Raw genomic sequence first — 23,860 nt, 5'->3', positions numbered from 1 at the left:
TGATGGGAAACGGGATAGAGCCTATCCACGTGCGTTAAAAATGAGTAAAAACAAGTATCCCATTAAGCCTAAGAAAAATGCCGTTCACACTAAGTGAACGGCATTACGCCGTCGGCGCCTTTATTTTTATCCGCAGTTTGTTGCTATTCGGTGCCGGACTCGGTTTCCATATGAGTATCACGCACCTCAATCACCTGGGGCAGTATCTGTTTGAAGAACTCCACCAGTTCAGGATCAAAGTGTTTCCCCGCCTCTGACTCCAGTAGCGCCATGGTATCTTCTATGCTCCAGGCCTTCTTGTAAGGTCGAATCGAAGTCAGGGCATCGAAGACATCGGCAATGGCGACTATTCGTCCCTCAATAGGAATATCTTCGCCTTTCAAACCATTGGGATAACCTGAGCCATCCCACTTTTCGTGGTGGGTCAGCGCAATGCGCCGGGACATCTGCAGTAGAGGATCCGGGTGTTCACCAATAATCTCGGCGCCGATTTCGGCGTGTTGTTGCATGATTCTCCACTCTTCGGCATCCAGCTTGGCTGGCTTTTTCAGCACTGCGTCCGGCGTACCTATCTTGCCAATATCATGCATGGGCGCCGCGTTATAGAGTAGTTCACAGAAGTGTTCCGGCAACTGGGCCTGCTGCGCCAGTAGCTTGGCGTAGTGGCTCATGCGAATAACGTGTAAGCCGGTTTCGTTATCCTTGTATTCGGCTGCGCGGCCCAGGCGACGAATGATCTCGAAACGGGTCTGTTCCAGCTCGTGGGTGCGTTCACGCACCTGTTGTTCCAGCAAGCGCTGCTGATCATAGAGGGCCAGATGGTTACGTACCCGCGCCTTAACTATCGGGGCACTGACAGGTTTGGTGATGTAGTCGACGGCTCCCAAATCAAACCCCTGGGTCTCATCGGCCACTTCAGAGAGAGCGGTGACAAAGATCACCGGAATATGGCAAGTCATAGGCTCTTGCTTGAGACGCTTACAGACCTCATAGCCATTCATACCCGGCATCATCACATCCAGGAGGATTAGATCCGGAGGATTCTTCTGCGCCAACGCCAAGGCTCTTGGGCCATCTATCGCCACCTTGAGCTTATAGTCATCGCCGAGGATCCCGAGCAGAATATCAATATTCTCCGGTGTATCATCCACCACCAGTACAGTGGCTTTTTCCATCTCAATCTCCCTCTTACTCCAGGTTCCGCATCGCTCTTGGACGTCACTGGTATATCCTGTGACCCACATTACCTATTGAGTATAGCCAGGGTCACTCAGTCTCGTTCAGCTCTTGCTGCAGCTCGCGGACAAGATCGGCAGCATCATCAAACTGATAGCTGCCAACCATGCTGCTGACAGGTTTCAAGCGCTGCCACAGCGGTTTACTCACCCGGCGACTCAATGCTTCCAGTTGGACGACGGCTTCGGCATCAGCATCTTCCAGACTGCTTTGCAGTTGCTCCAAAGCGGTTTTAAGCGTCTCGGTATCCATCTCCTCGGCGGCATCAGCTTCCGTCTGAGAAGCGCTTTGCGGCTTATCCCCCATCCAGTCCGCAATGGCGTCGACAATAACGGCGACCCGCTTTTCCACTGCCTGCAACTCTTGCTCACACTCTTCGCCGGCTGCCAACTTGGCTTCCAATTGCCGCGCCTCTTCCACCAAAGGCTCAGAGCAGAGATTACCGGCCAGCCCCTTTAGGGTATGCGCCACCCTGACCGCTTCTTCCTGCTGTTGCTCCTTGAGCGCCTTGCGAATACGTTTGCCGACGTTGCCCTGACTACCTAGGAAACGCTCGAGGATACGTCGATAGAGGCGCTCGGAATGCTGCACCAGTTGTAGTCCCCGGTCGATATCAAGGCTCTCTTGTTCCGGCCAGCTCACCAGATCCTCAGAATCATCTCCATCGGCCATACCTGTGTTATTATTCCCTGCAACTGGGGCTTGTCCCCCTCCCAGATACTGCAACAACACCTGATACAAGAGGCTGACTTCTATCGGCTTGGCAATGTGATCATTCATGCCGGCCCTCAGGCACATCTCCTTATCGCCGGCCATGGCATTGGCCGTCATGGCGACCACAGGTAACTGCTCAAGCCCTGGCATCTTGCGCAGCGCCTCTGTGGCCTGATAGCCGTCCATTACTGGCATCTGGCAGTCCATCAGCACAAGATCAAACTGCTGCTGCGCCAGCTTATCCAGCGCTATCTGGCCGTTTTCTGCGATAGACAAGTCTATGCCTACCTGCTCGAGAAACTCGGTCGCCACCTCCTGATTCATCTCATTGTCTTCCACCAGCAGCACGCGTTTGCCAACAAGAGCCGCCAGTTGCAGCGATTCGAGATCCAGTACCTTGCGCCTGACGGGAATATGCCCCTGACGTCCAAGCGCCAACATAATGCCGTCGAGTAATCTGGAGGCACTGACCGGCTTGGTGATATAGCCGTTGATCCCGAGTTGCTCCAACTGTTCGATAAAGTCACTGTTGGCGTGGGCCGATACCATGAGGATCAGCGGCGGCTCCTTTAGCTGCAATATTTGCCGGGCAGTTTCCATACCGTCCATCTCAGGCATTTTCCAATCGATCAGGGCCATCTTGTAGGGCTTGCGCTTCACCTTATCCAGCGCCTCCATGCCGCTGCGGGCACAGTCGACGGCAAAGCCCATGCTCTCGAGCGTAGTGCGCAAGATATCTCTGGCGGTGCCGTTGTCATCGACCACCAGAATGGGCATACCTTCCAGTTCCTGCTCGACATTCAGCTTGTCGTTTTCCGCCACTTTGAGCCGCACGGTAAAGAAGAAGCAACTGCCGTTGCCAAACTGGCTCTCGACACCGATTTCACCCTCCATCAGTTCCACCAGCTGTTTGGAAATCGCCAGCCCAAGCCCGGTACCACCGTATTTACGGGTGGTTGAGGTGTCTGCCTGGCTGAAAGACTTAAACAACCTGGCCTGCTGCTCGGCCGTCAGACCTATACCACTGTCGCGCACTGCGAATCTCAGGATCACTTCATCCTGCTCGCGGCTAAGCTCAGTTATCGACAGCATCACTTCGCCACGCTCGGTAAATTTAATGGCGTTGTTCATCAGGTTAATCAACACCTGACTGAGGCGCAGCGGGTCCCCTTCCAGATAACTGGGCACACCAGGGGCCACGGCAAACAACAGCTCCAATTGTTTATCAGCGGCACGTTCCGAGAACATATCCCCGAGATCTTCCAAAATACTGTCGAGCTGGAACGGCACCACTTCGATATCCAGCTTGCCGGCCTCAATCTTGGAGAAGTCGAGAATGTCATTGATGATCCCCAGCAGGGATTGCGACGCCCGTTCAATTTTTTCCACATAGTTACGCTGTTTGTTATCCAGTTTGGTCTGCAGGCACAGTTGTGACATACCGATAATGGCATTCATCGGGGTGCGTATCTCGTGGGACATATTGGCAAGAAAGTCGCTCTTGGCCTTGTTGGCGGCATCGGCTTCATCTTTGGCCGTCATCAGCTCATTGGACAAGAGTTTCAAGCGGGTAATATTGGCAATGCTCATGACCACTGAGCGTTCACGATCACCTTCTTCCTCAATTTCAGAAGCGTTGACAGCCATCCACATAGGCTCGCCCGAGGCACTGAGCAGGCGCCACTCGCCGCTGACACTGTGATCGTCACTCTGCTGCAGGCACTCGTACAACTCGCTGACTTTGCTTCTGTCTTCCGGCAGCATCAGTTCGGCAAACGAGCGACGTTTAAGCTGTTCGGCGCTCATTCCCATATCACTGCAGAATTGGCCGTTACAATCCATTATGGTGCCGCGATCATCCAGATTGACTATGCCTATGCCTGCGTTATCAAACAGGGCGCGGAAATGGGCCTCACTCTGAGCCAGCTCGGTTTCCATCTTTTTACGGCCGCTGATATCGGTCAGATAACCGTTCCAAAGCATGCCATCCTGCTGTTTACTGCCTTTGGCACCGGCCTCAAGCCAACGTACCTCGCCGGAAGGATGACGGTAGCGAAACTCTTTGATCCACTGCAGCCCCCCTTCACCGGAAAGCAGCCGAATAATACTGTCTCTATCTTCAGTAACGATCCGCTCGGCCACCAGTTCAAAATCGGCCATTACCTCATTCTTGTGGTGGCCCAAAGTGGCAATGGCTGCACTGGAAAGGAAGGTGAATCTGCGTTGCTGCGGGCCTTGCCAAAACAGTTGATACACAGTACTGGGCACAGACTCAGTGATGGTTTCCAGTTGCTCCCGCGACTGCTCCATCTTTTCCTGAGCCAGTTTGCTGTCGGTAATGTCGTTGAGGCTACCATCGAACCAGAGAGGATTCCCATCTTCGTCGTAACTGGCCTTACCCTTTTCATGGATCCAACGCACGCTGCCATCCCGGTGGCGAATGCGATACTCAACATCAAAGGCTTGCTGCTCGGCCAGAGCCGAGTTTATGGTGTCAATACACAGCTGCTTGTCTTCATCTATGACCAGGGAGCCATAACTGCGCTTCTTGCTGTCGATGAAATGCCAGGCCGGATAACCGCTTATCTCTGTGATATTGTCGCTGACATACTCCATGGTCCACTGTTCATCGACCCGGGTACGATAAACGGCGCCGGGGATATTGGATACCAGACCGCGAAAACGGCTCTCGCTCTCGCGAATTTTACGCTCTACCGCCAGTTGCTCGGTCAGATCCCGAATCGATGCTGCTACCTGGCGTTTGCCCTTATGATCGGCCGGTAACAGGCTCAAACCTATCTGCACCGGAAACTGGGAGCCATTACACTTGAGTGCCTGCAGCGCCTTGCCCTTGGCCATCATGCGATCCTTACCGTCAGTCACAAAGGTATGACGCTTGGCCGCATGCTGCAAACGATCCACTTCCGGCAACAATTGATCTATGTTGAGCTTGAGCATCTCCTCGGCGTTATAGCCGAACAGCTCCTGACAACGGCTGTTGGAGAACACCAGCATGCCATTTTCATCGACAATCAGCATCGCCTCTGGCGCCGCTTCCAGCACTGCGTTGGACCAGGCCGCGGCGGAAAACTGCTCGGTAACATCGTTGAACAGCATCTCCACCGAAATCAACTTGCCTTCCTCATCGAGTAAGGGCTGCATAAACAGATCCAAACGTCTCAGCCCACCTTCGGCATCGGCCAACTCCACCTGATGCGGCGGCACAGACTCGCCGGCCAGCGCCTGTTCCATATACTGCCAATTTGCTTCGTTGATGCTGTTGCTGGAAAAGAGCCGTTGATACTTGCGCCTGAGCACCTCTGGGGAGATGCCCAACACCTTCTCCACCCCATCGCTGGCCTGCACTATCGCACCGTAAGGATCCATAGAGCAATAGAAGGACTTGTCACTCATGCCGTCGATAAGCTTGGCAAATCTGTTGCCTCGGGAGTCGAGCAGTGCCTGTTCTCTCTCCTCGAGGATTTCAGCCATCTCATTGAATTTATTGCTGAGAGTCGCAATTTCCCGCACTACGCCTTCAGGCTTTTGTAAACGTTTTATCAATCCCTTGCTGAAATCCACTATCCCGGCTTCCAACTGCTCCAGGGGCTGGGTGAGACGCTTGGCACTCCAGTAACTGGTCACCAGCAACAATATGGCCAACAACAACAGGTTGATTGTTAACGAGCTGAAATCCTGAAGGAAAGCGCGTAACAACTGTTTTTGTGGGGTAATCACCAACACCCGCCATTCCAGTGGCGCCACTCTGGCAACACTGGCAAGGTACTGCACACCATTGAGGTCACTCAGTGCTACTTCAGGAGTGTCGGCGGCGTAGATATGTTGTGCCGCTTCCTTTCCAGCGGCGGTATTGACGAGCCAATCTTCCAATTTGGCATTGCGGCTAAGATTATTGTCCGGGTGATAGATGAGCCGCCCCTGGTTATCCAACACCAACAGCTTTTTGGGATCGATTCCCAAGCGAATCGGCAAGCTGGAAAGCGCCAGATCTGTGGTTATGACTCCCAAAGGTGCAGCTTCACTGCCAAAAGGCTGTGAGAAGGTGATCATCAAGGCATTGCCGGCCCCCTCGTCGAAATAAGGAGGAGCCCAATAACCGTCAGGATGCTTAAGCGCCTCGGTCCACCATCCCCATTCGCCGCTGGTGTAATCATAGGCTTCCTGACCTATGTCCATAATCGCAATAGAAAGATCCTGGCGAAAAGCATAGGGCGCGAAGCGTTTTTGCCCGGGCAGAAATCCGGGCTGAAAGGCAATGGCGCTGCCATAAAAATTGGGGTTGCGCTGCAATCTGTCTTTAAGCAGTTGATAAAGATTGTCAGCTTGCTGCAGGCGCTCGAATGACTCAAGATGCCCCAGGCTGTAGGCCAGAGTTTGGGTATTGCGCTGCGCCAAAGACAATTCAAATTCGAGCCGCTTGGCAGCAAAGTCGGCTTTTTCGGCCAGATCGGTAAAGAAGGCCTTTTCTTCATCCTGATAGTTATACCAGCCGGTGATCCCTGAGATCACAGTCATGATAATGATCAAGGGAACAGCTATTTGAAACAGAATGCGGCTGCGAAAAGTCCTGAGTGTCTTGCTATCCGGCATAAATCTGCCTCTCTGACTATATCCTTGTATCTCTGCAACAGCAGAGCCTCTGTCAGGCACACCCTCTTGGGCAATCAATGCCGAAGTACATCAGGCGACTGAAGACAACCAACTGATTACAGGTCAAAAATTAATCTTGTTATTTAAGCATTAGCCATAATGTTACACAAGTAACTCGGCGCGAATTTACATAAAATTCATCCATCAGCGAGCGCCGGATAAAACACTGCTGGCTAACAACAAGCTAAACTCACGGCGTAAAATAAACTCTTGTTAAACATAGTGTATAACGCTGAGCTATCAGCCCCTTTCCGCCAGATAGCCCAGTAATATATCAGCAGCGGCTACCGAATAGGAGCCGGCAAATAGTGACAACCTTAAACCGCCTGCCAGGTTAACCAGGATAAGGCGGTGTGAAGACTGTTTGCATCCCTTGACAGCTATCAGCTATCAGCCTGAGCCATGGCCTCATCACTGCAGCCACGCAGACGCTGAAAATAACTGCGGGTTTCTGCCAGCACCAGATGGCGCAGACCTATAATGGCAATCAGATTGGGTATCGCCATCAAGCCGTTGACTATGTCGGCGAGCAGCCAGATGAGATCCAGCGTGATAAAGGCGCCCGAGGCGATAAGTCCGAGAAACAACCAGCGATAGAGCGGGATCCAGCGGCCCTTGGTGAGATAGCTCCAGCAGCGATCGCCATAATAGTTCCAGCCAAGAATGGTGGTAAAGGCGAAACACACCAGCGCTACGGTTACCAAATACTGGCCAATCAGCGGCGTGGTAGCACTGGAGAAAGCGGCGCTGGTCATGCCAGCCCCGGCGCTATCGCCATTCCAGACACCGGTAAGAATAAGCACCAAACCCGTCATAGTGCAGATGATAATGGTGTCGAAGAAGGTGCCCGTCATGCTCACCAGCCCCTGCTCAACCGGCTCCTTGGTCTTGGCGGCTGCCGCCGCTATCGGAGCACTACCCAAACCCGACTCGTTGGAGAATACCCCACGAGCAATCCCGGTTTGAATCGCCAGGGCGATACCGGCCCCCAAAAAGCCACCGGTCGCCGCCACTGGATTGAAGGCGGAATGCAGCACCAGTGCTATCGCATCCGGGATCGCCTCACTGGCGCTCAGCAGCACCCAAAGACAGGCAACCACATAGCCTATAGCCATAGTGGGCACCAACTTTTGCGCCACAGCCGCAATCCGTTTAACACCCCCTAAGGTCACAGCAGCCACCAGCGAGGTCAGTACCACAGCAGTAATCCAGGCTGGCACATCAAAGGCGATGGTCATAGCTTCAGAAATCGCATTGACCTGGGCAAAAGTTCCTATACCGAAAAACGCCACCCCAACACCGAAAACCGCAAACAGCTTGGCCAACCAACCGAGCCCCAGGCCTTTTTCTATGTAGTACATGGGGCCACCGGCGATGTTACCGTGGCGATCTGTGGTACGAAACTTAAGCGCCAATAGGCATTCGGCGTACTTGGTGGCCATACCAAAAAGGGCAGCAACCCACATCCAGAACAGGGCGCCGGGGCCACCGAGTTTGATGGCAGTAGCCACCCCGACAATATTGCCCGTGCCTATGGTGGCCGACAAAGCAGTACAGAGCGCGGCAAAAGAGGAGAGCTCCCCCTTGCCATTGGCGGGTTTGAACAACAACTGCAGCGCCAGCGGCAGACGCAACAGTTGAATGAATCCCAACCTGAAGCTCAGATAAATACCGGTTCCCACCAGCAAGAGTAAGGTGGCAGGTCCCCAGACAATGCTGTTTATCTGGGTAAGAAGTGCATGAAAATCCATAGATTCCTCAGTTATTAAACATCAAAATTAATAAACGGAGGAGGAAAAGAAATGGCTGCGAAACCGCGGCAGCAGAGGCCAAAAGCGAAAGTTCACCAGAGGCAAGGCGGTGCAATCATCCTCTCCTCTGTCCTTTTGCCTGAGCGTTTCGCGCTGGCCTAAGCCGGCACTTTCGCCTTCGGCGCCGGGGCATGCCCGGTCTCTCCAGAGGCTCGTCCAGTAACAGTCCACGCCGTCAATGCTGACCGGCACCTGAAAGAGTACCTCCAACCGGGTTAACCGGTGGAAATTGCCTCGTCGGTGTGGGGGCGATTCCCCACTCTCCTGCTACCTTCATCCGAACGGATTACCACGTTATTCGTGGCAGGTGACACAGTTTGCGCCTAAATGGCCTCCGGCTCAAGGGCCAAAACCGACTCTCGCCCTGTTTACTGCAAAAATGTTGATCTTGGGCTAATCCCAAGCAACAGAACTTAGTTCGGTTTAAGCGGCAACAACAGCCGAAAGTCGAGTTCACCGATTGAAAAAACTTGTTATGCTGTAGCAGATTACTGCGGTTCACAGGAGTTCAAATGCAGAGCCAGGTGTTGCTGGAAGGGGTAAGCAAAGGATTTTTGGACGGCGATCGCCCCCACAGGGTGCTGGAAAATCTCAGCCTGGAGATCAAACCCGGCGAGACGGTGGCATTGACCGGCCCCAGTGGCAGCGGCAAGAGCACACTGCTGAATCTGATAGCCGGTTTTGAGCACCCGGATCAGGGCCGCATTCTGCTGGCAGGTCAAGACAGCAGCCGCTGGCAGGACAAACAGTGGAGCGCCTTTCGCCGCCGCCATCTGGGAGTGGTGTTCCAGCAATTCAACCTACTGACGCCGCTCAATGTTCGCGACAATATTCTCTTTCCCCTGTCGCTGCTCGGTGAAGGCTGGCAAGCCTGGTGCGATCACCTTGTGCAGGCACTGGGGCTAACGCCACTGTTGAACCGGGAAGTCGAAAGCCTCAGCGGTGGTCAACAGCAGAGAGTAGCCATTGCCCGCGCCCTGGCCCATAGGCCTGAATTGCTGCTGGCCGATGAACCGACAGGCAACCTGGATGCCGCCGCCGGTGATGAGGTGATGCAGCTTTTGTGCGCTCTCGCCGCCGATGCCGGCAGTGCCATTCTGATGGTCACCCACAGCGAAACGGCCGCCGCCTATATGCAGCGCCGCTGGCACCTGCAGCAAGGGCGCATTCATGAATGACACAGGGGCGCTGACCACAATCAAGTTGGCCTGGCAGGCCCTGAAAGTCACCCTGTCCCACTATCGCAAGGCGCCGCTGCAGGCCGGCGCCATACTGCTGGGAGTGGTGTTGGCGGTGACTCTGCTGATTGGCGTCAAGGCCACCAACGACAACGCCATCAACAGCTACCGTGAGGCGGGCGAAGCCCTGGGACAACAGGCCAGCCTGTTTATCACCCCCAAGGCCCGCGGGGCCAGCCTCGATGAAGCACTCTATTTTCAACTGCGCCAAAGCGGCATCCAGGCACTGCCGGTGATCAGCGGCGTCCTTGACGACGCTCAGGGTCGCCAGTGGCAAGTGGAAGGCAGCGATATCATTGCCGCCCTCGGCACCTTCGAGCAAAGGGGCAATGGCCGCAACCATCTGCCCTTGAATAGACTGCTCGCCGGTGAGCCCATCATTGTCATGAGCGACAGCCTGCATCAGGGACTCAAGGCGCCGCCAACCCTGTCCCTCGGTGGACGCACGCTCGAAGTGCTGGCGCTCGCCGACTCAGAGCAGCTCGGCAACCGCCTCTATCTGGATATCTCGCTGGCCCAGCAGCTATTAAAGCGCGAAGGCACCCTCAGCTATATCGCCCTCTTTGGCGAGCCGCAAAGACTCAAAGAGCGACTCAAGCAAAGCGGACTGCCGCTGGGTAAGCTGAATATCAGCGAGCAGGACAAGGGCGCCGCCCTGACCGCGCTCACCCGCAGTTTTCATTTGAACCTCAACGCCATGGGGATGTTGGCCTTCGTGGTGGGGCTGTTTATCGCCTACAACGGCGTACGCTACAGCCTGATGAAACGCCGCCGTTTGTTGCTCTTGTTGCTCAAGCAGGGCCTGGGACGACGCGCCCTGATGCTGGCGCTGCTGCTGGAGTTGTTGCTGCTGGTGTTCATTGGCTCGGCCAGCGGCTTTATTCTGGCGCTGCAGCTCAGCCAGTGGCTGCAGCCCATGGTGGCGTTGACCTTGGAGCAGCTCTATGGTGCGACTCTGCTGCCGGGGAACTGGCGCTGGCAATGGCTGGCCGAAGGCGCCGGTCTGACACTTATCGCCGCACTGCTGGCCTGCGTGCCCCTGTATCTTGAGCTGTGTCATCAGAGCCTGGCACAAAATACCCAGAGCCAATGGCATGCCCACAGACACAGAAGCATGCATAAACGCCTGTTTCTCATCGGGGTTGCGCTGCTTGCCCTGACGGCGCTGCTTTACCCCTTGAGCCAAACCCACCAACACAGCCTGGGCTTGATGGGGCTCTTGACCCTGGCTATCCCGCTGCTGTTGCCGCAACTGTTGCAGTCTCTGCTCGGGCTATTGGCGCGGCTGTTTCCGTCCGGACTCAGCAAGTACGCCATCGCCGATACCCGAGAGCTGGTGGCACCGCTGGCGCTGGCCATGATGGCGCTGCTACTGGCCCTGTGTGCCAATATCGCTATGAATACCCTGGTAGGCAGCTTTGACAAGACCCTCAGAAGCTGGCTCGACACCCGCCTGCATGCCGAGCTTTATATCCGCCCGGGCGCCGGCAATATGGCGAAGCTGGAGCATTTTCTTAAGCAGCAAGCCCCCGGACTGGCTCACTTCTACCAATGGCAGGCACCCTTCTATGCCAAGGGGAGCGGCAATACGCTGGAGATAAACCTTATCAGCCGGGACGCCGACTCTATCGCGCGCACCACGGCCCTGAAGACCCCGGCCCAGGCTCAGGTGCAAGGAGCCCCAAACAAGCAACAGCAAGCGCTGCAGACTGTGATCCAAGGCCAGGCTCTGGCTATCAGCGAGCCCTTGGCCCTGACGCTGGGGCTGGCGCCGGGCGACAAGCTCAGTCTCTGCCCGGACAAGGACTGTAAGACACCACTGACCCTGCCCATCAGCGCCATCTATTACGACTATGGCAATCCCAAGGGGGAGGTCCTGCTGGCACAATCCCTCTGGCAAGGGCTTAAGCTGCCAACTGAAGCCGTCAGCCTGGCTGTGAGTGGCATGGCAACAAGTGCAGAAAGGGCCAAGGGGGCAGGACTCACAAGCATTGCCGCCCTAGAGCGCGCCCTCATTCAAGAGCTTGGACTCAGTCCGGTACAGGTCTACAGCCAGCAAAAAATTCGCGACGAGGCGATTCGGGTCTTCAACAAGACCTTCAGCATTACCCTGGTGCTCAACACCCTGACCTTACTGGTGGCCGCCGTGGGGCTTTTCAGTGCCGTGCTGATGCTGACCCAGTCCCGCCAGGCGAGCCTCGCCATGTTACGCTCACTCGGGCTTACCCGTGGCCGACTTTTGTCTATGTTGCTATTGCAGATGCTGCTGGTAGTGGTGCTCACCTGTCTGTTGGCCCTGCCCATGGGGGCGATTCTCGGTTACCTGCTTATCCATAAGGTGACGCTGCAGGCCTTCGGCTGGACCATAGCCATGCAGTGGGACTGGCTGGCCTATGGCCGGGTGGTGCTTTTGTCGCTGCTGTGCTGCATCCTGGCGGTGATAGTTCCCCTCTACTGGCAGAGCCGCCGCTCTCTGGTCTCCAGCCTGCAACAGGAGGTGCTCTAATGCGATTGATTACAATGCGGTGGCGTGCTGCAGCGCCCTTGTTAGCGGGTCTACTGCTGGGCTGCGCTGTGCTGAGTGGCTGCGATAAGGCTCATCAAGATCAGGCTCAGCAGCAAGACTCACGGGCCATGAGCCGGGTGATGGGTACAGCGAGCGAAGGTTATGCGAAAGTCGAGCCCGGTGCGGCGCTGCAATTTCCAAAAGATCACCTGCCCCACCCCAGGTTTCGTCAGGAGTGGTGGTATCTGACCGCCAATCTGACCACGCAAAGCGGTGAACCCCTCGGGCTGCAATGGACTCAGTTTCGTATCGCCCTCTCCCCGGGTGAACCTGAATCCAGCTCTCCCTGGGCGACGAATCAGCTTTATATGGCTCACAGCGCGCTCAGTTTTCAAAACAGTCACCAAAGTGCCGAGCGCTGGGCCAGGGGCGCGCTTGCCGCGCCCCAAGGCAAAGCAGCCCATCCCCAGGGAGCCCAGGACAAAACTCAAGCCGGAGCCATGGGCTTGCCGCTCAGGGTCTGGCTCGATAACTGGCGCTGGCAAAGCCGGGCGGCAAGCGGCCCCAATAGCGGGCTGTTTCCCGCCAGTTTACAGGTCAGCGAAGAGGACTTTGCCTTCGAGTTACAACTCGATAGCCAGGCCGAGCTGCAGATTCAGGGAGACAAGGGTTTCAGCCGTAAAAATGCCGCCGGCACTGTAGCCTCTTACTACTACAGCCAGCCTTTTATTCGGGTCGAAGGCAGAGTGCGCCACAAGGAGCAATGGCTGCAGGTATCCGGCAATGCCTGGCTCGATAGGGAGTGGAGCTCAGAATTTCTCAGTCGCGGCCAACAGGGCTGGGACTGGTTCGCCTTGCGGCTCGATGACGGTTCGGCCCTGATGCTGTTTCAGCTCAGAGAGCAGGAAAATAAAGCCTTTTTCAGCGGCAAGCGCATGTATCCCGACGGCAGTGGCCACCTGCTGGCGCTCGATGATATCAGCCTCAACGTCAAGGACTGGCAACAAACGGCCAGCGGTCGCTACCCTGTAGCCTGGCAACTGGAGCTGCCGGGAGAGTCTCTGTCTCTGACTCTGGAAGCCCTCAATCCCAATGCCGCCATGAACCTGTCTATCCCCTACTGGGAGGGGCCAATCACCATCAAAGGCACACAAACCGGCGTGGGTTATATGGAGCTGACCGGCTATTGAATAACCCACTTTAGGTAGTAAACAAGAACTATTCTCAAAATGGAGTTGCATTAATATTGCAAGAGTCAAGCCGCTAATCTGTTTAAATTTCAAACTTGGATTCAGATCACATTGAAAATGTTGATCCGGATCGCCAATCGCTTTCATTACCTCTCAAGAGGTATACCCACATTTTTAATGAGGTCTAGACTTTGATTCAGTTCCGGTGACTCGGCCCATACCGTGCCAGTCGCCCTTACCTGTCGAGGTGAGCCTCAATGAAGCAACAAACAGAGATGGAATACCATGTCACCAGTCTGGTGGTGCATGCCGCTCCGGGAACCCTGGAGGCGGTGACCACTGCCATCCAGGCCCTTGACGGCGCAGAAGTCCACGCCAGCAGCCCAGAAGGCAAATTGGTAGTCACCCTCGAAGGCGAAAGCCAGGGCGAGATCCTGGATAACGTCGAAGCAATCAACCGTCTGCCCGGGATACTGTCCAGCAGTCTTATCTATCATCAGGTCGATTCTGAGCCTGTCAGTCAAACAAAAGAAATAAAGAGTGAGGAAACACCATGAGCATAAGCCGCCGCGAGTTTCTTAAAGCCAACGCCGCCGTTGCCGCCGCCACGGCCGTTGGAGTCACTCTGCCAGTGAAAGTCGTCGAAGCCGCTGAGCAGAAAGACAATATCAAATGGGACAAGGCCCCCTGCCGATTCTGCGGTGTCGGCTGCTCTGTGCTGGTAGGCACAAAAGAGGGCAAGGTCGTCGCCACCAAGGGCGATCCTGAGAGCCCGGTCAACAAGGGCCTGAACTGCATCAAGGGCTACTTCCTGTCGAAAATCATGTACGGTAAAGACCGTCTGACCACTCCACTGCTGCGGATGAAAGACGGCCAGTACGCCAAAGACGGTGAGTTCACCCCCGTGAGCTGGGACAAGGCCTTCGATGTGATGGCAGAAAAGTGGAAGCACTCGCTCAACACCAAGGGCCCGACTTCTATCGGCATGTTCGGCTCAGGCCAGTGGACCATTTGGGAAGGCTACGCTGCCTCCAAGCTGCACAAGGCAGGTTTCCGCACCAACAATATCGACCCCAATGCCCGCCACTGTATGGCTTCGGCCGTGGTCGGCTTTATGCGTACCTTTGGTATCGATGAACCCATGGGTTGTTATGACGACCTGGAAGCCGCCGATCACTTTGTGCTCTGGGGCGCCAACATGGCCGAGATGCACCCCATCCTCTGGGCCCGCCTGTCGGATCGCCGTCTGAGCCACCCCGACGGTAAGGTGCATGTACTGTCTACCTTCGAGAACCGCTCGTTCGATTTGGCCGACAACCCGATAGTGTTCAAGCCTCAGTCCGATCTGGTGATCCTCAACTATATCGCCAACTACATCATCCAAAACGGCGCGGTCAACAAGGACTTCGTCAACAAGCACACCAAGTTTGCTCTGGGTGTGGATGACATAGGTTATGGCCTGCGGCCGGATCATCCGCTGGAGAAAAAAGCCAAGAATCCGGGTAACGGCAAGTTCAGCGATATCAGCTTCGATGAGTACGCCAAGTTTGTCAGCCGCTACACACTGGAATACGCCAGCGAAATGAGCGGCGTGGAGAAAGAGCGCCTGCTGGAGCTGGCCAAGGCCTATGCCGATCCCAAGGTCAAGGTGATGAGCCTGTGGACCATGGGTATCAACCAACACGTGCGTGGGGTTTGGGCCAACAACATGCTCTATAACCTGCACCTGTTGACCGGCAAGATTGCCACTCCGGGTAACAGCCCCTTCTCTCTCACGGGCCAGCCCTCAGCCTGTGGTACCGCCCGTGAAGTCGGCACCTTTGCACACCGTCTGCCCGCCGACATGGTGGTCAACAACGACAAACACCGCGCCATCACAGAAAAGGCCTGGCAGCTGCCTGAAGGCACTATTCCACCCAAGCCGGGTTTTCACGCCGTGTTGCAGAGCCGGATGCTGAAAGACGGCAAGCTCAACTGTTACTGGACCATGTGTACCAACAATATGCAGGCCGGCCCCAATATCAACGATGAAATCTATCCCGGTTTCCGTAACCCGGAAAACTTTATCGTGGTGTCAGATCCATACCCAACAGTCACCGCCATGGCGGCCGACCTGATCCTGCCTACCGCCATGTGGGTCGAGAAAGAAGGTGCCTATGGTAACGCCGAGCGCCGCACCCATATGTGGCACCAGCAGGTGAAAGCCCCCGAAGGCGCCAAGTCGGATCTGTGGCAGCTGATGGAGTTCGCCAAGCGCTTCAAGGTAGAGGAAGTCTGGCCCGCCGAGCTGATCGCCAAGAAACCTGAATACGCCGGCAAGAACCTCTATGAAGTGCTGTTCGCCAATGGCGTGATCAACAAGTTCCCCGCCAGCGACTGTCAGGCCGAGCTCAACGATGAATCTGAACACTTCGGCTTCTATGTGCAGAAGGGGATCTTCGAAGAATACGCCGCCTTCGGTCGCGGCCATGGTCACGATCTGGCTCAGTTCGACCGCTACCACGAAACCCGCGGTCTGCGTTGGCCGGTAGTGGATGGCAAGGAAACCCTGCGCCGCTTCGTTGAAGGTTCTGACCCTTACGTTAAACCGGGTTCAGGCTATCAGTTCTACGGTAAGCCAGATGGCAAGGCGGTGATCTTCGCCCTGCCCTACGAACCGGCCGCCGAAGAGCCCAACAGTGAATACGATCTGTGGATGAGCACAGGCCGGGTGCTGGAGCACTGGCACACAGGTTCAATGACCGCCAGGGTACCCGAGTTGTACCGCGCCTATCCGGATGCGCAGATCTTCATGCATCCTGATGATGCCAAGAGCCGTGGCCTCAAGCGTGGTGATGAAGTCATCGTCGCCTCGCCTCGCGGCGAAGTGAAGACCCGGGTTGAAACCAAGGGCCGTAACAAGCCGCCCAAAGGCGTGGTGTTCATGCCCTTCTTCGATGCCCGTCAATTGGTCAACAAGCTGGTACTGGACGCCACCGACCCTCTGTCCAAAGAGACAGACTTCAAGAAGTGTCCGGTCAAAGTGATGAAGGCCTGAGGCGGCAGTAATGGGTGACAAACGCAATAGTGTCAATAACATCAATCGTCGCCAGTTTCTGGCGACCACGGCCAAAGCAGGCTGTGTGATGGGGTTGGCCGGGCTGGGGATATCAGCGCTGGCCAAGTCCCAGTCGCTGGCGCCCCAGGCGATACGTCCCCCTGGCGCCCTCGCCGAGGACGCCTTTCTCTCGGCCTGTGTTCGCTGTGGCCTCTGTGTCGAGGCCTGTCCCTATGACACCCTGAAACTGGCGCGTTGGTTTGAAGGGGCTGCCACAGGCACGCCTTTCTTCAGCGCCCGCAGTATCCCCTGCGAGATGTGCGAGGACATTCCCTGTACCCGCGCCTGTCCCAGTGGGGCACTGGATACCGGCCTCGAGAAAATCGAGGATGCCAGAATGGGCACAGCCGTACTGATCGATGAGAAAAACTGCCTTAACTTCAAAGGCCTGAGATGTGATGTCTGCTACCGCGTCTGCCCGCTCATCGATGAGGCCATCACCCTTGAGCGTGCCCGCAATGAGCGCAGTGGCCACCACGCCATGTTTATTCCTACCGTGCATGCCGATATCTGCACCGGCTGCGGCAAGTGTGAACATGCCTGCGTTTTGGAAGAGGCGGCGATCAAGGTGCTGCCGCAGAAGCTCGCCAGCGGCAAGACAACCGAGCACGACACTTACATAGACACGGAAAAGACCACCCTGGAGATGCTCAATCAAGGGCTGCCCGGACTGGGTAACGGAGGCGAAATATGAGTCGAAGAAAACATCAAAGCTCAGACACCTTTGCCGCCGATGCCATCGCCACCCTGGGTTGGTGGAAGGCACACAGGTTCCTGCTGCTCAGGCGCCTGTCACAACTCAGCGTTTTGCTGCTGTTTGCCATAGGGCCACTGTTTGGCCTCTGGCTGCTGAAAGGCAACCTGTCGGCCAGCCTGTTACTGGACACAGTGCCGCTGGCCGATCCGCTGGTGACGCTGCAGAGCCTGGCCAGTGGCCATCTGCCGGAACTGAGCCTGCTGCTCGGCGCCGCCATTGTCGCCCTGGGTTATGGCCTGCTGGGTGGACGGGTGTTCTGCAGCTGGGTCTGCCCGGTCAATATGGTGACAGATACGGCTGCCTGGCTCAGACGCAAGTTGGGCCTGCCCAGATTGCCCGAGCTGCCAAGGTCGCTGCGCTACTATCTGCTGGTATTGGTGTTGCTCTTGCCCCCACTGACCGGCCTGTTGGCCTGGGAGTGGCTCAACCCGGTTCCCGTGGCCTACCGAGCCTTGTTGTTCGGTGGTTTCAGTGGCCTGTGGCTGCTGCTGGCGATACTGCTGCTGGATCTGTTCGTCAGCGAACGCGCCTGGTGCAGCCACCTGTGCCCAAGTGGTGCCCTCTACAGCCTGCTGGGCAAGCTGCGACTGGTCAATATCGAGGCGGTAAGAGCCAACGACTGCAACAACTGCATGGACTGTTTTACCGTGTGTCCCGAACGGCAGGTGCTCAAACCCGCCCTCAAGGGAAGCAACCCAACGATAACCAGTACCGATTGCACCCTCTGCGGCCGCTGTATCGATGTCTGTGCCAAGAAAGTCTTTGAGTTTGATACGCCATTAACCCGGCTCTCACCCAAGGGTGAAGCCAAAGAGAAATCCAACAAAATAGATTGCAACCGAATTGCCACCAAGGCGGAGAACAAGCAATGAAAAAAACACTCAGCGCAGCCGCGATGCTGCTGGCACTCAGCGCCTGCTCAGGACAGCAGGCAGAAACGGCTCAGCCGGTTAACGTCAGTTCTCTTGGCGGTGGCGATGCAGAGATTAGCTCTGTACGCCCGGCCGATGCCATGCCTTCCTATCCAATGCGTGGCAACGCCATAGAGCGTAACTACGCCGAGCAGCCGCCGCTCATTCCCCACAAGGCCGACTACCCCATCAGCCTGAAGAAAAACAGCTGCATGAACTGCCATGACTGGAGCAAGGCCAAGCGCATGAAGGCAACGCCTGTGGCCAAGTCCCATGTTATCGACGACAAGGGCACCCTCAATGGACAGAACTATTTCTGTACCCAGTGCCATGTGCCTCAGGCCGATAACAAGCAGCCGCTGGTGGAAAATAACTTCAGCACTGGCGCTGCCAACTGATAGCGAGAAAAACCGGGTCGCTGCTTCCTGGAGGCGCCCCGGTTTCAAGGTACAGCCCCAAAGGGATTGGGGCTTGCCTGCCCTTTCCTGCCCCTCACTTTGATGCCTCAGTTTTTCTGAAAAATGGCAATCCGTCGCTCATCGACAAAACATAAGTTCAAAGCAAACGTCTCACAGAGCCAGTCCAATGTTGCACGATGGAAGAAACTGCAATGGGTAGGATCCCGGGTATAGTGCCAGTCATAAAACTGGGCTTCACTCTGCCAGCGGTCTGTCATTATGCCCAAATAGCCCCCGGGAACCAGACGTGCCAGCAGCGCGCTTATCTCGGCGGCAGGCCTGTGCAAGTGCTCGAAACACTCGCTGGAGAGAATAAAGTCATACTGCGCCTGCAATGGATTGGGGAAAAACAGCGGGTCGAAATCGTCACACGCTATCCCTTCCCGGGCAAGGAGTTTTGATAGTGTCGGCCCAGGGCCACAGCCAAAGTCCAGTCCCTGCATACCGGGGCGCAGAAAGGTCATCGCCGGCGTCAACAGGCGCTGCAAAAAGCCCACATAGCCGGGGTCGTCAATGCTGTTCTCGTGGGTATCGTAAAACTGCTGCTCCTCATTCAAGGGCAGCAAATGCACAGGGTCGAGAAAGATGAGCCGACACTCTGGACAAAGAAAATAACGTCTGGCAACCCTGGCGGGAACTGTCTGTTTAGGTTGGGTGTTGGCACACAAGGGGCATGGATTCATCGATGACTCGGTTCACTTTAACGGCTTTGGTTTAACAGCTTTGGTTTTACAGCCTTGGCCTAAAGGCTTTAACTCGGGCTTGGCTCAGTACTTTAGCTCGGCGTTTGGCTGTCAGGCTTAAGCCTTCTCGTTTGCCCGCAACAGCCGCCGCCAAAAACTGCGCCTACTCTAACAAACCCCATCCCCGGCTCCTAGAGAAGGCGAATAAATCCCATGTGTGCTCAGCTGTTATGGAATAGCCAAAACCGCCCCCAAAGGCGGTTTTGGCTTGAAGCAGCTTGGCTATTCGGCGGCCAAACGCTCCAGCACATAGGTCAGCACACCGCCGGCACGGTAGTAGGCAACCTCCATGCCGGTATCCAGGCGGCTGAGCAGCGCTATGGTTTTGGACTCTCCATTGGGATAATGGATCTGCGCCTGCAGCTTCTGGTTTGGCTTAAGCTCGCCATCCAGGCCGAGAATATCCACTGTCTCATCACCAGTCAGGCCCAGAGTCTGACGGGTTTCTCCAGGCAGAAACTGCAATGGCAGCACGCCCATACCCACCAAGTTGGAACGGTGAATACGCTCAAAGCTCTCCACTATGACCGCCTTGACCCCGAGCAGCAGCGTACCCTTGGCGGCCCAGTCTCGGCTGGAACCTGTACCATATTCTTTACCGGCAATAACCACACTCGCCTGCTTTCTGGCGCGATAGGCCATGGCAGCGTCATAGATAAAGCGCACCTCAGATTCGCCCTGCATCCGGGTAACACCACCTTCATGCCCGGGCACCATCTCATTGCGGATACGGATATTACCGAAGGTGCCGCGCATCATCACCTCGTGATTCCCGCGGCGTGAACCGTAGGAGTTGAAGTCCTTGTCGGCTACACCATGACCGCGCAGATAATCGGCTGCCGGACTGTTTTTGGGGATCACCCCGGCCGGGGAGATATGATCTGTGGTGACAGAGTCTCCCAATAGCGCCAGAATCGCGGCCCCCTTAATGTCGTCGGCATTACCACCGTATTCGGCTTCGAAGAAGGGCGGTAACTGAATATAGGTGGAGGCGGGATCGAAGGCATAAGTTTTGCCCGAGCCCGAGTCGATGGCGCGCCAGGCATCATCGCCATGAAACACATCGGCATACTGCTGCTGGAACAGGCTGCGACTCACCTTGCCCATTACGGCGGCTATCTCGGCATTGCTGGGCCAAATGTCTTTAAGGAAAACCGCTTTACCATCGCGGCCTTGGCCTATGGGATCGCGACTGAGATCGATACGGCTGGTTCCCGCCAACGCATAGGCTACCACCAGAGGAGGCGAGCAAAGCCAGTTGGACTCCACCAAGGGGTGGATCCGCCCTTCGAAGTTACGGTTACCGGAAAGCACTGAACCCACATGGATCTTCTGTTCGCTGACCGCCTTGGTGACCGCCTCCGGCAAGGGGCCCGAGTTACCTATACAGGTAGTGCAACCATAACCTACCAGGTTAAAGCCCAGGCTATCGAGCGCCGTTTGCAATCCGGCCTGTTGCAGATACTGGGTCACCACCTTGGAACCTGGGGCCAACGAAGTCTTGACCCAGGGTTTGCGCTCCAACCCCAGTTCCACCGCCTTTTGTGCCAGCAACCCGGCCGCCAGCATCACCGCCGGGTTGGAAGTATTGGTACAACTGGTAATGGCGGCAATCACCAAATCGCCATGGTGCATGGCAAGCTCGCTGCCTTCGAGTACAAACGCCTGCTCAAGCTCGCTGCGCCCCGAGAGACGAATGGCATCTTCGGCCGCCTGTTTGAGCTGACTGACGGCAACTCTGTCCTGGGGCCGCTTGGGCCCGGCCAGGCTGGGTTCAACACTGGCAAGATCCAGACTCAAGGTATCGGCAAACTCGGGGGCGCTATCGCCAGTCTCTCGCCACAGCCCTTGGGCCTTGGTGTAAGCCTCCACCAAAGCAACCGTCTGTTCATCTCGGCCACTGAGGCGCAGATACTCCAGTGTCTGCGCATCCACCGGGAAGAAGCCACAGGTTGCACCATATTCCGGTGCCATATTGGCAATGGTGGCTCGATCGGCCAGCGGCAACTGATCCAGGCCGTCACCATAGAATTCGACAAATTTACCCACTACCCCCTGGCGGCGCAGCATCTCCACGACTCTGAGCACCAGGTCAGTGGCAGTAATGCCCTCACTGAGTCGCCCCTTGAGCTCGAACCCCACCACATCCGGGATCTGCATTGAGATGGGTTGCCCCAACATGGCCGCTTCGGCTTCGATCCCCCCGACACCCCAGCCAAGTACCCCCAGGGCGTTGATCATAGTGGTATGGCTGTCAGTGCCCACCAGTGTATCTGGATAGACCCAAGTGGCTCCTTCTTCGCCAAGCCCCTGCCAGACACCTTTGGCCAGATACTCGAGGTTTACCTGATGGCAAATGCCGGTGCCCGGAGGCACCACGGAGAAGTTATCGAAGGCGCCCTGGCCCCACTTGAGAAATTGATAACGCTCGAAGTTGCGCTGCATCTCAATCGCCACATTGTCCCGATAGGCATCCGGATTGGCGAACTTGTCGATGCTGACCGAATGGTCAATCACCAGATCCACCTTGGACAGTGGATTGATCTTTTGCGGATCGCGCCCTTTGGCCACCAGCGCCGCCCGCATAGCGGCCAGGTCGACTATCGCCGGGACGCCGGTAAAATCCTGCATTAATACCCGCGCTGGATGATAAGCGATCTCCTGCTGACTGCCGCGGCCGCGCCCCTTGGCCAGCGCCTGCAAGTCATCGATATCACAATGGTCGGTATCCAGATGCCGCAGAATGTTTTCCAGCAGCACCTTGCAACTCTTGGGTAATGCGGCAACCTCGGCAATTTCCGCCAAGGGCCCTTCATTGAGGCTGTAGTATTGGAATGAGGTGTTTTTGACTGTCAAGGTGCGTTGCGCCTTGGCTTGATATTTGACTTTGGACATCACTACTCTCCCTAAGTTGAGTTGTCGTTCCGTCAACCAGCTTAAGTTATGCTCAAATAAGGTACAAGGGCACCTGAGGCTGCCGAAGGATTTTTAAGTGTAATCTCAGTCACTTTGCGCTAGTTTAGAAACGAGCCCAAGCAGGGGGCGATAAGCTGGGAGCGATACAGATGAAGAAACACAAGAATGAAGCGGCTCTGTTGAAACTGGCGTTGGAGATAGGTTTGGGATACTCGCTCAAGCGTGGCTTTGCCCCTCTTGGGGATAAAGTGCCGGAGAAAGAGAAAGTCGAGTGCGTCTATCGCCTCTTGGTGCAGGATAAACTGATAGGACCTTTACCATCAGACAAGGAAGATGGCCCCAATATGAAACATAGGCTGGTAATGTGGATCAGCGGCAAATTGCCCAAGGAGCACCCACTATTGCAATAACCTTGCATCATGCAGGATATAACTATGCCAAAATAGTTAAAATAACAAAAAGAAACCCGGCACGGGCCGGGTCACTTTAAACTGCTTTGGCTTTTTTGTGGAACATCAGCTTCCAAAAACTCTGGGACTTGGCTTTGACTGGCTTGGCCTTGTGTTCCTGAGTTTCAGTGGCAGTTTGCCACAGAGAGCTAACCCACAAACCTTGATATGCTTTCATCGATATTTCCTCTTTACTTGGGACGCTGATCAAATTAACGCCGCCACAGCTATTAGTAAAATGAATTAATTCCATAGCAAGAATTCCAAATGAGCATGAACGTACCTATCAAGACCTTACACTGCTTTCTGACCCTGGTGGAAACCGGTAACTTTACCCGTGCCGCCGAGCAGTTGTACCTGACTCAGCCAACCTTGAGCAAGATGATCCAGCGCCTTGAAGAATCCCTGGATCAACAACTCTTGATCCGCAGCAATCAAAAGGTAGAGCTGACGCAAGCCGGAGAAATATTTCATGCCAGCGCCTGTCAGATAATAGGTCAATGGCACAGAATGGAGCAGGACTTGAGTAACTTAAGTGGCCTCAAATCCGGCCACCTGCGCCTCGGGGTCTGCCCCATGATGAGCAGTCTGACCATAGATCTGTTGACCGAGTTTCGCCGCACCTATCCGGCAGTTGAGTTACAGATGCATGAATACGGCGGCTTTGGTTGTGAGCAAGCGCTTTTGGCCGACACCCTGGACATCGCCTTCACAGCCCTGCCTACCACCCATGGAGAGCAGTTGTCTTCATCGCCGCTGCAAGGTTATCCGCTAAAGGTCTGCCTGCCGGTAGGTCACCCACTGACCAGCAAGCAGGCGATAGAATGGCGGGATCTGGCCGAATATCCTTTCATCCTCTACAACGAGGACTTTTCACTGGCAAAGTTATTGACCCGCCTGAGCCGCGAGGCCGGAGTCACGTTGAATATCGCTTTTCGCAGTGGTCAATGGGACTTCCTCGGCGCCATGGTACAGGCCGGAATGGGGCTGGCGCTGCTGCCGGAGCCCATCTGCGACAAGCTCGGCGAGCAAACACTCAGTTATCGACCTATGGCGAGTGAAATCACCTGGCAGCTGGGGCTGATTTGGCGCAACAACCTACCCTTGACCCCGGCCGCCGAGGCCTTGGTTGCCCTCAGTAAAAAGGGGTTGTGAGCAAGCAG

General features: G+C 55.7%; 16 protein-coding genes and 1 riboswitch. Of the genes, 10 read left to right on the top strand and 6 right to left on the bottom strand.

Annotated elements, in window-relative coordinates; translation table 11 throughout:
* Positions 1-143 precede the first annotated feature (143 nt).
* The 3 genes from CX651_RS01390 to CX651_RS01380 all read right to left on the bottom strand — a co-directional run bounded on the left by CX651_RS01390 (position 144) and on the right by CX651_RS01380 (position 8,372).
* Positions 144-1,175: a response regulator gene (locus CX651_RS01390; RefSeq protein ID WP_101052889.1), complete on the bottom strand. Its 1,032-nt coding sequence runs from the start codon at positions 1,173-1,175 to the stop codon at positions 144-146.
* A 91-nt stretch (positions 1,176-1,266) separates the two neighbouring features.
* Positions 1,267-6,561: a PAS domain S-box protein gene (locus tag CX651_RS01385; RefSeq protein ID WP_101052887.1), complete on the bottom strand. Its 5,295-nt coding sequence runs from the start codon at positions 6,559-6,561 to the stop codon at positions 1,267-1,269.
* Between the two features lie 443 nt (positions 6,562-7,004).
* Positions 7,005-8,372 (bottom strand): alanine/glycine:cation symporter family protein, encoded by a 1,368-nt coding sequence (locus tag CX651_RS01380; protein ID WP_101052885.1) that lies wholly within the window; start codon positions 8,370-8,372, stop codon positions 7,005-7,007.
* Positions 8,373-8,489: 117 nt separating this feature from the next.
* A riboswitch (glycine riboswitch) is annotated at positions 8,490-8,590 on the bottom strand.
* A gap of 354 nt (positions 8,591-8,944) precedes the next feature.
* On the opposite strand from CX651_RS01380, the gene CX651_RS01375 reads away from it, so the two are divergent.
* The 8 genes from CX651_RS01375 to CX651_RS01340 all read left to right on the top strand — a co-directional run bounded on the left by CX651_RS01375 (position 8,945) and on the right by CX651_RS01340 (position 18,529).
* On the top strand, positions 8,945-9,610 hold the full coding sequence (locus tag CX651_RS01375) for an ABC transporter ATP-binding protein (RefSeq protein ID WP_028779415.1): 666 nt from the start codon (positions 8,945-8,947) through the stop codon (positions 9,608-9,610).
* Positions 9,603-12,176, top strand: a complete 2,574-nt coding sequence (locus tag CX651_RS01370) for an FtsX-like permease family protein (protein WP_101052883.1) — start codon at positions 9,603-9,605, stop codon at positions 12,174-12,176. The genes CX651_RS01375 and CX651_RS01370 overlap by 8 nt, the downstream gene beginning before the upstream one ends.
* Positions 12,176-13,366: a lipocalin-like domain-containing protein gene (locus CX651_RS01365; RefSeq protein ID WP_229839731.1), complete on the top strand. Its 1,191-nt coding sequence runs from the start codon at positions 12,176-12,178 to the stop codon at positions 13,364-13,366. The genes CX651_RS01370 and CX651_RS01365 overlap by 1 nt, the downstream gene beginning before the upstream one ends.
* A 257-nt stretch (positions 13,367-13,623) precedes the next feature.
* Entirely contained in the window at positions 13,624-13,923 is a 300-nt protein-coding gene (locus CX651_RS01360) for a chaperone NapD (RefSeq protein ID WP_229839730.1), read from the top strand.
* On the top strand, positions 13,920-16,403 hold the full coding sequence (gene napA / locus CX651_RS01355; RefSeq protein WP_101052881.1) for a nitrate reductase catalytic subunit NapA: 2,484 nt from the start codon (positions 13,920-13,922) through the stop codon (positions 16,401-16,403). The genes CX651_RS01360 and napA overlap by 4 nt, the downstream gene beginning before the upstream one ends.
* 10 nt (positions 16,404-16,413) lie before the next feature.
* Entirely contained in the window at positions 16,414-17,157 is a 744-nt protein-coding gene (gene napG / locus CX651_RS01350; RefSeq protein WP_101052879.1) for a ferredoxin-type protein NapG, read from the top strand.
* Positions 17,154-18,092: a quinol dehydrogenase ferredoxin subunit NapH gene (napH, locus tag CX651_RS01345; RefSeq protein ID WP_101052877.1), complete on the top strand. Its 939-nt coding sequence runs from the start codon at positions 17,154-17,156 to the stop codon at positions 18,090-18,092. Before napG ends, napH begins: the two co-directional genes overlap by 4 nt.
* Positions 18,089-18,529, top strand: coding sequence for a nitrate reductase cytochrome c-type subunit (locus tag CX651_RS01340; protein WP_025889974.1), 441 nt, complete (start codon positions 18,089-18,091; stop codon positions 18,527-18,529). Before napH ends, CX651_RS01340 begins: the two co-directional genes overlap by 4 nt.
* Before the next feature lie 107 nt (positions 18,530-18,636).
* On the opposite strand, the gene CX651_RS01335 is transcribed toward CX651_RS01340, so the two are convergent.
* Positions 18,637-19,272, bottom strand: coding sequence for a class I SAM-dependent methyltransferase (locus tag CX651_RS01335; protein ID WP_101052875.1), 636 nt, complete (start codon positions 19,270-19,272; stop codon positions 18,637-18,639).
* A 282-nt stretch (positions 19,273-19,554) separates the two neighbouring features.
* On the bottom strand, positions 19,555-22,227 hold the full coding sequence (gene acnA, locus CX651_RS01330; RefSeq protein WP_101052873.1) for an aconitate hydratase AcnA: 2,673 nt from the start codon (positions 22,225-22,227) through the stop codon (positions 19,555-19,557).
* A gap of 170 nt (positions 22,228-22,397) precedes the next feature.
* On the opposite strand from acnA, the gene CX651_RS01325 reads away from it, so the two are divergent.
* Entirely contained in the window at positions 22,398-22,658 is a 261-nt protein-coding gene (locus CX651_RS01325; protein WP_025008966.1) for a DUF5062 family protein, read from the top strand.
* 76 nt (positions 22,659-22,734) lie between these two features.
* Here the strand turns inward: CX651_RS01325 and CX651_RS19785 are convergent, their stop codons facing one another.
* A complete protein-coding gene (locus CX651_RS19785; RefSeq protein ID WP_146225973.1) occupies positions 22,735-22,950 on the bottom strand; it encodes a hypothetical protein in 216 nt (71 codons plus the stop codon).
* Positions 22,951-22,970: 20 nt separating this feature from the next.
* Between CX651_RS19785 and CX651_RS01320 the strand changes: the two genes are divergently transcribed.
* A complete protein-coding gene (locus CX651_RS01320) occupies positions 22,971-23,852 on the top strand; it encodes a LysR family transcriptional regulator (RefSeq protein ID WP_101052909.1) in 882 nt (293 codons plus the stop codon).
* The last annotated feature ends 8 nt before the right edge of the window (positions 23,853-23,860 follow it).

This window comes from Shewanella chilikensis, assembly GCF_002836945.1.
In the GTDB taxonomy this organism is placed as follows: domain Bacteria; phylum Pseudomonadota; class Gammaproteobacteria; order Enterobacterales; family Shewanellaceae; genus Shewanella; species Shewanella chilikensis.
This window is presented reverse-complemented; position numbering and strand designations above follow the sequence as displayed.

Excerpts from the sequence above, each read along its gene's own strand:
- napA (WP_101052881.1), top strand. The coding sequence starts at position 13,920 with ATGAGCATAAGCCGCCGCGAGTTTCTTAAAGCCAACGCCGCCGTTGCC.
- CX651_RS01385 (WP_101052887.1), bottom strand. The coding sequence starts at position 6,561 with ATGCCGGATAGCAAGACACTCAGGACTTTTCGCAGCCGCATTCTGTTT.
- acnA (WP_101052873.1), bottom strand. The coding sequence starts at position 22,227 with ATGTCCAAAGTCAAATATCAAGCCAAGGCGCAACGCACCTTGACAGTC.
- CX651_RS01325 (WP_025008966.1), top strand. The coding sequence starts at position 22,398 with ATGAAGAAACACAAGAATGAAGCGGCTCTGTTGAAACTGGCGTTGGAG.
- CX651_RS01320 (WP_101052909.1), top strand. The coding sequence starts at position 22,971 with ATGAACGTACCTATCAAGACCTTACACTGCTTTCTGACCCTGGTGGAA.
- CX651_RS01370 (WP_101052883.1), top strand. The coding sequence starts at position 9,603 with ATGAATGACACAGGGGCGCTGACCACAATCAAGTTGGCCTGGCAGGCC.
- napH (WP_101052877.1), top strand. The coding sequence starts at position 17,154 with ATGAGTCGAAGAAAACATCAAAGCTCAGACACCTTTGCCGCCGATGCC.
- CX651_RS01335 (WP_101052875.1), bottom strand. The coding sequence starts at position 19,272 with ATGAATCCATGCCCCTTGTGTGCCAACACCCAACCTAAACAGACAGTT.
- CX651_RS01375 (WP_028779415.1), top strand. The coding sequence starts at position 8,945 with ATGCAGAGCCAGGTGTTGCTGGAAGGGGTAAGCAAAGGATTTTTGGAC.
- napG (WP_101052879.1), top strand. The coding sequence starts at position 16,414 with ATGGGTGACAAACGCAATAGTGTCAATAACATCAATCGTCGCCAGTTT.
- CX651_RS01365 (WP_229839731.1), top strand. The coding sequence starts at position 12,176 with ATGCGATTGATTACAATGCGGTGGCGTGCTGCAGCGCCCTTGTTAGCG.
- CX651_RS01360 (WP_229839730.1), top strand. The coding sequence starts at position 13,624 with ATGAAGCAACAAACAGAGATGGAATACCATGTCACCAGTCTGGTGGTG.
- CX651_RS01380 (WP_101052885.1), bottom strand. The coding sequence starts at position 8,372 with ATGGATTTTCATGCACTTCTTACCCAGATAAACAGCATTGTCTGGGGA.
- CX651_RS01390 (WP_101052889.1), bottom strand. The coding sequence starts at position 1,175 with ATGGAAAAAGCCACTGTACTGGTGGTGGATGATACACCGGAGAATATT.
- CX651_RS01340 (WP_025889974.1), top strand. The coding sequence starts at position 18,089 with ATGAAAAAAACACTCAGCGCAGCCGCGATGCTGCTGGCACTCAGCGCC.
- CX651_RS19785 (WP_146225973.1), bottom strand. The coding sequence starts at position 22,950 with ATGGAATTAATTCATTTTACTAATAGCTGTGGCGGCGTTAATTTGATC.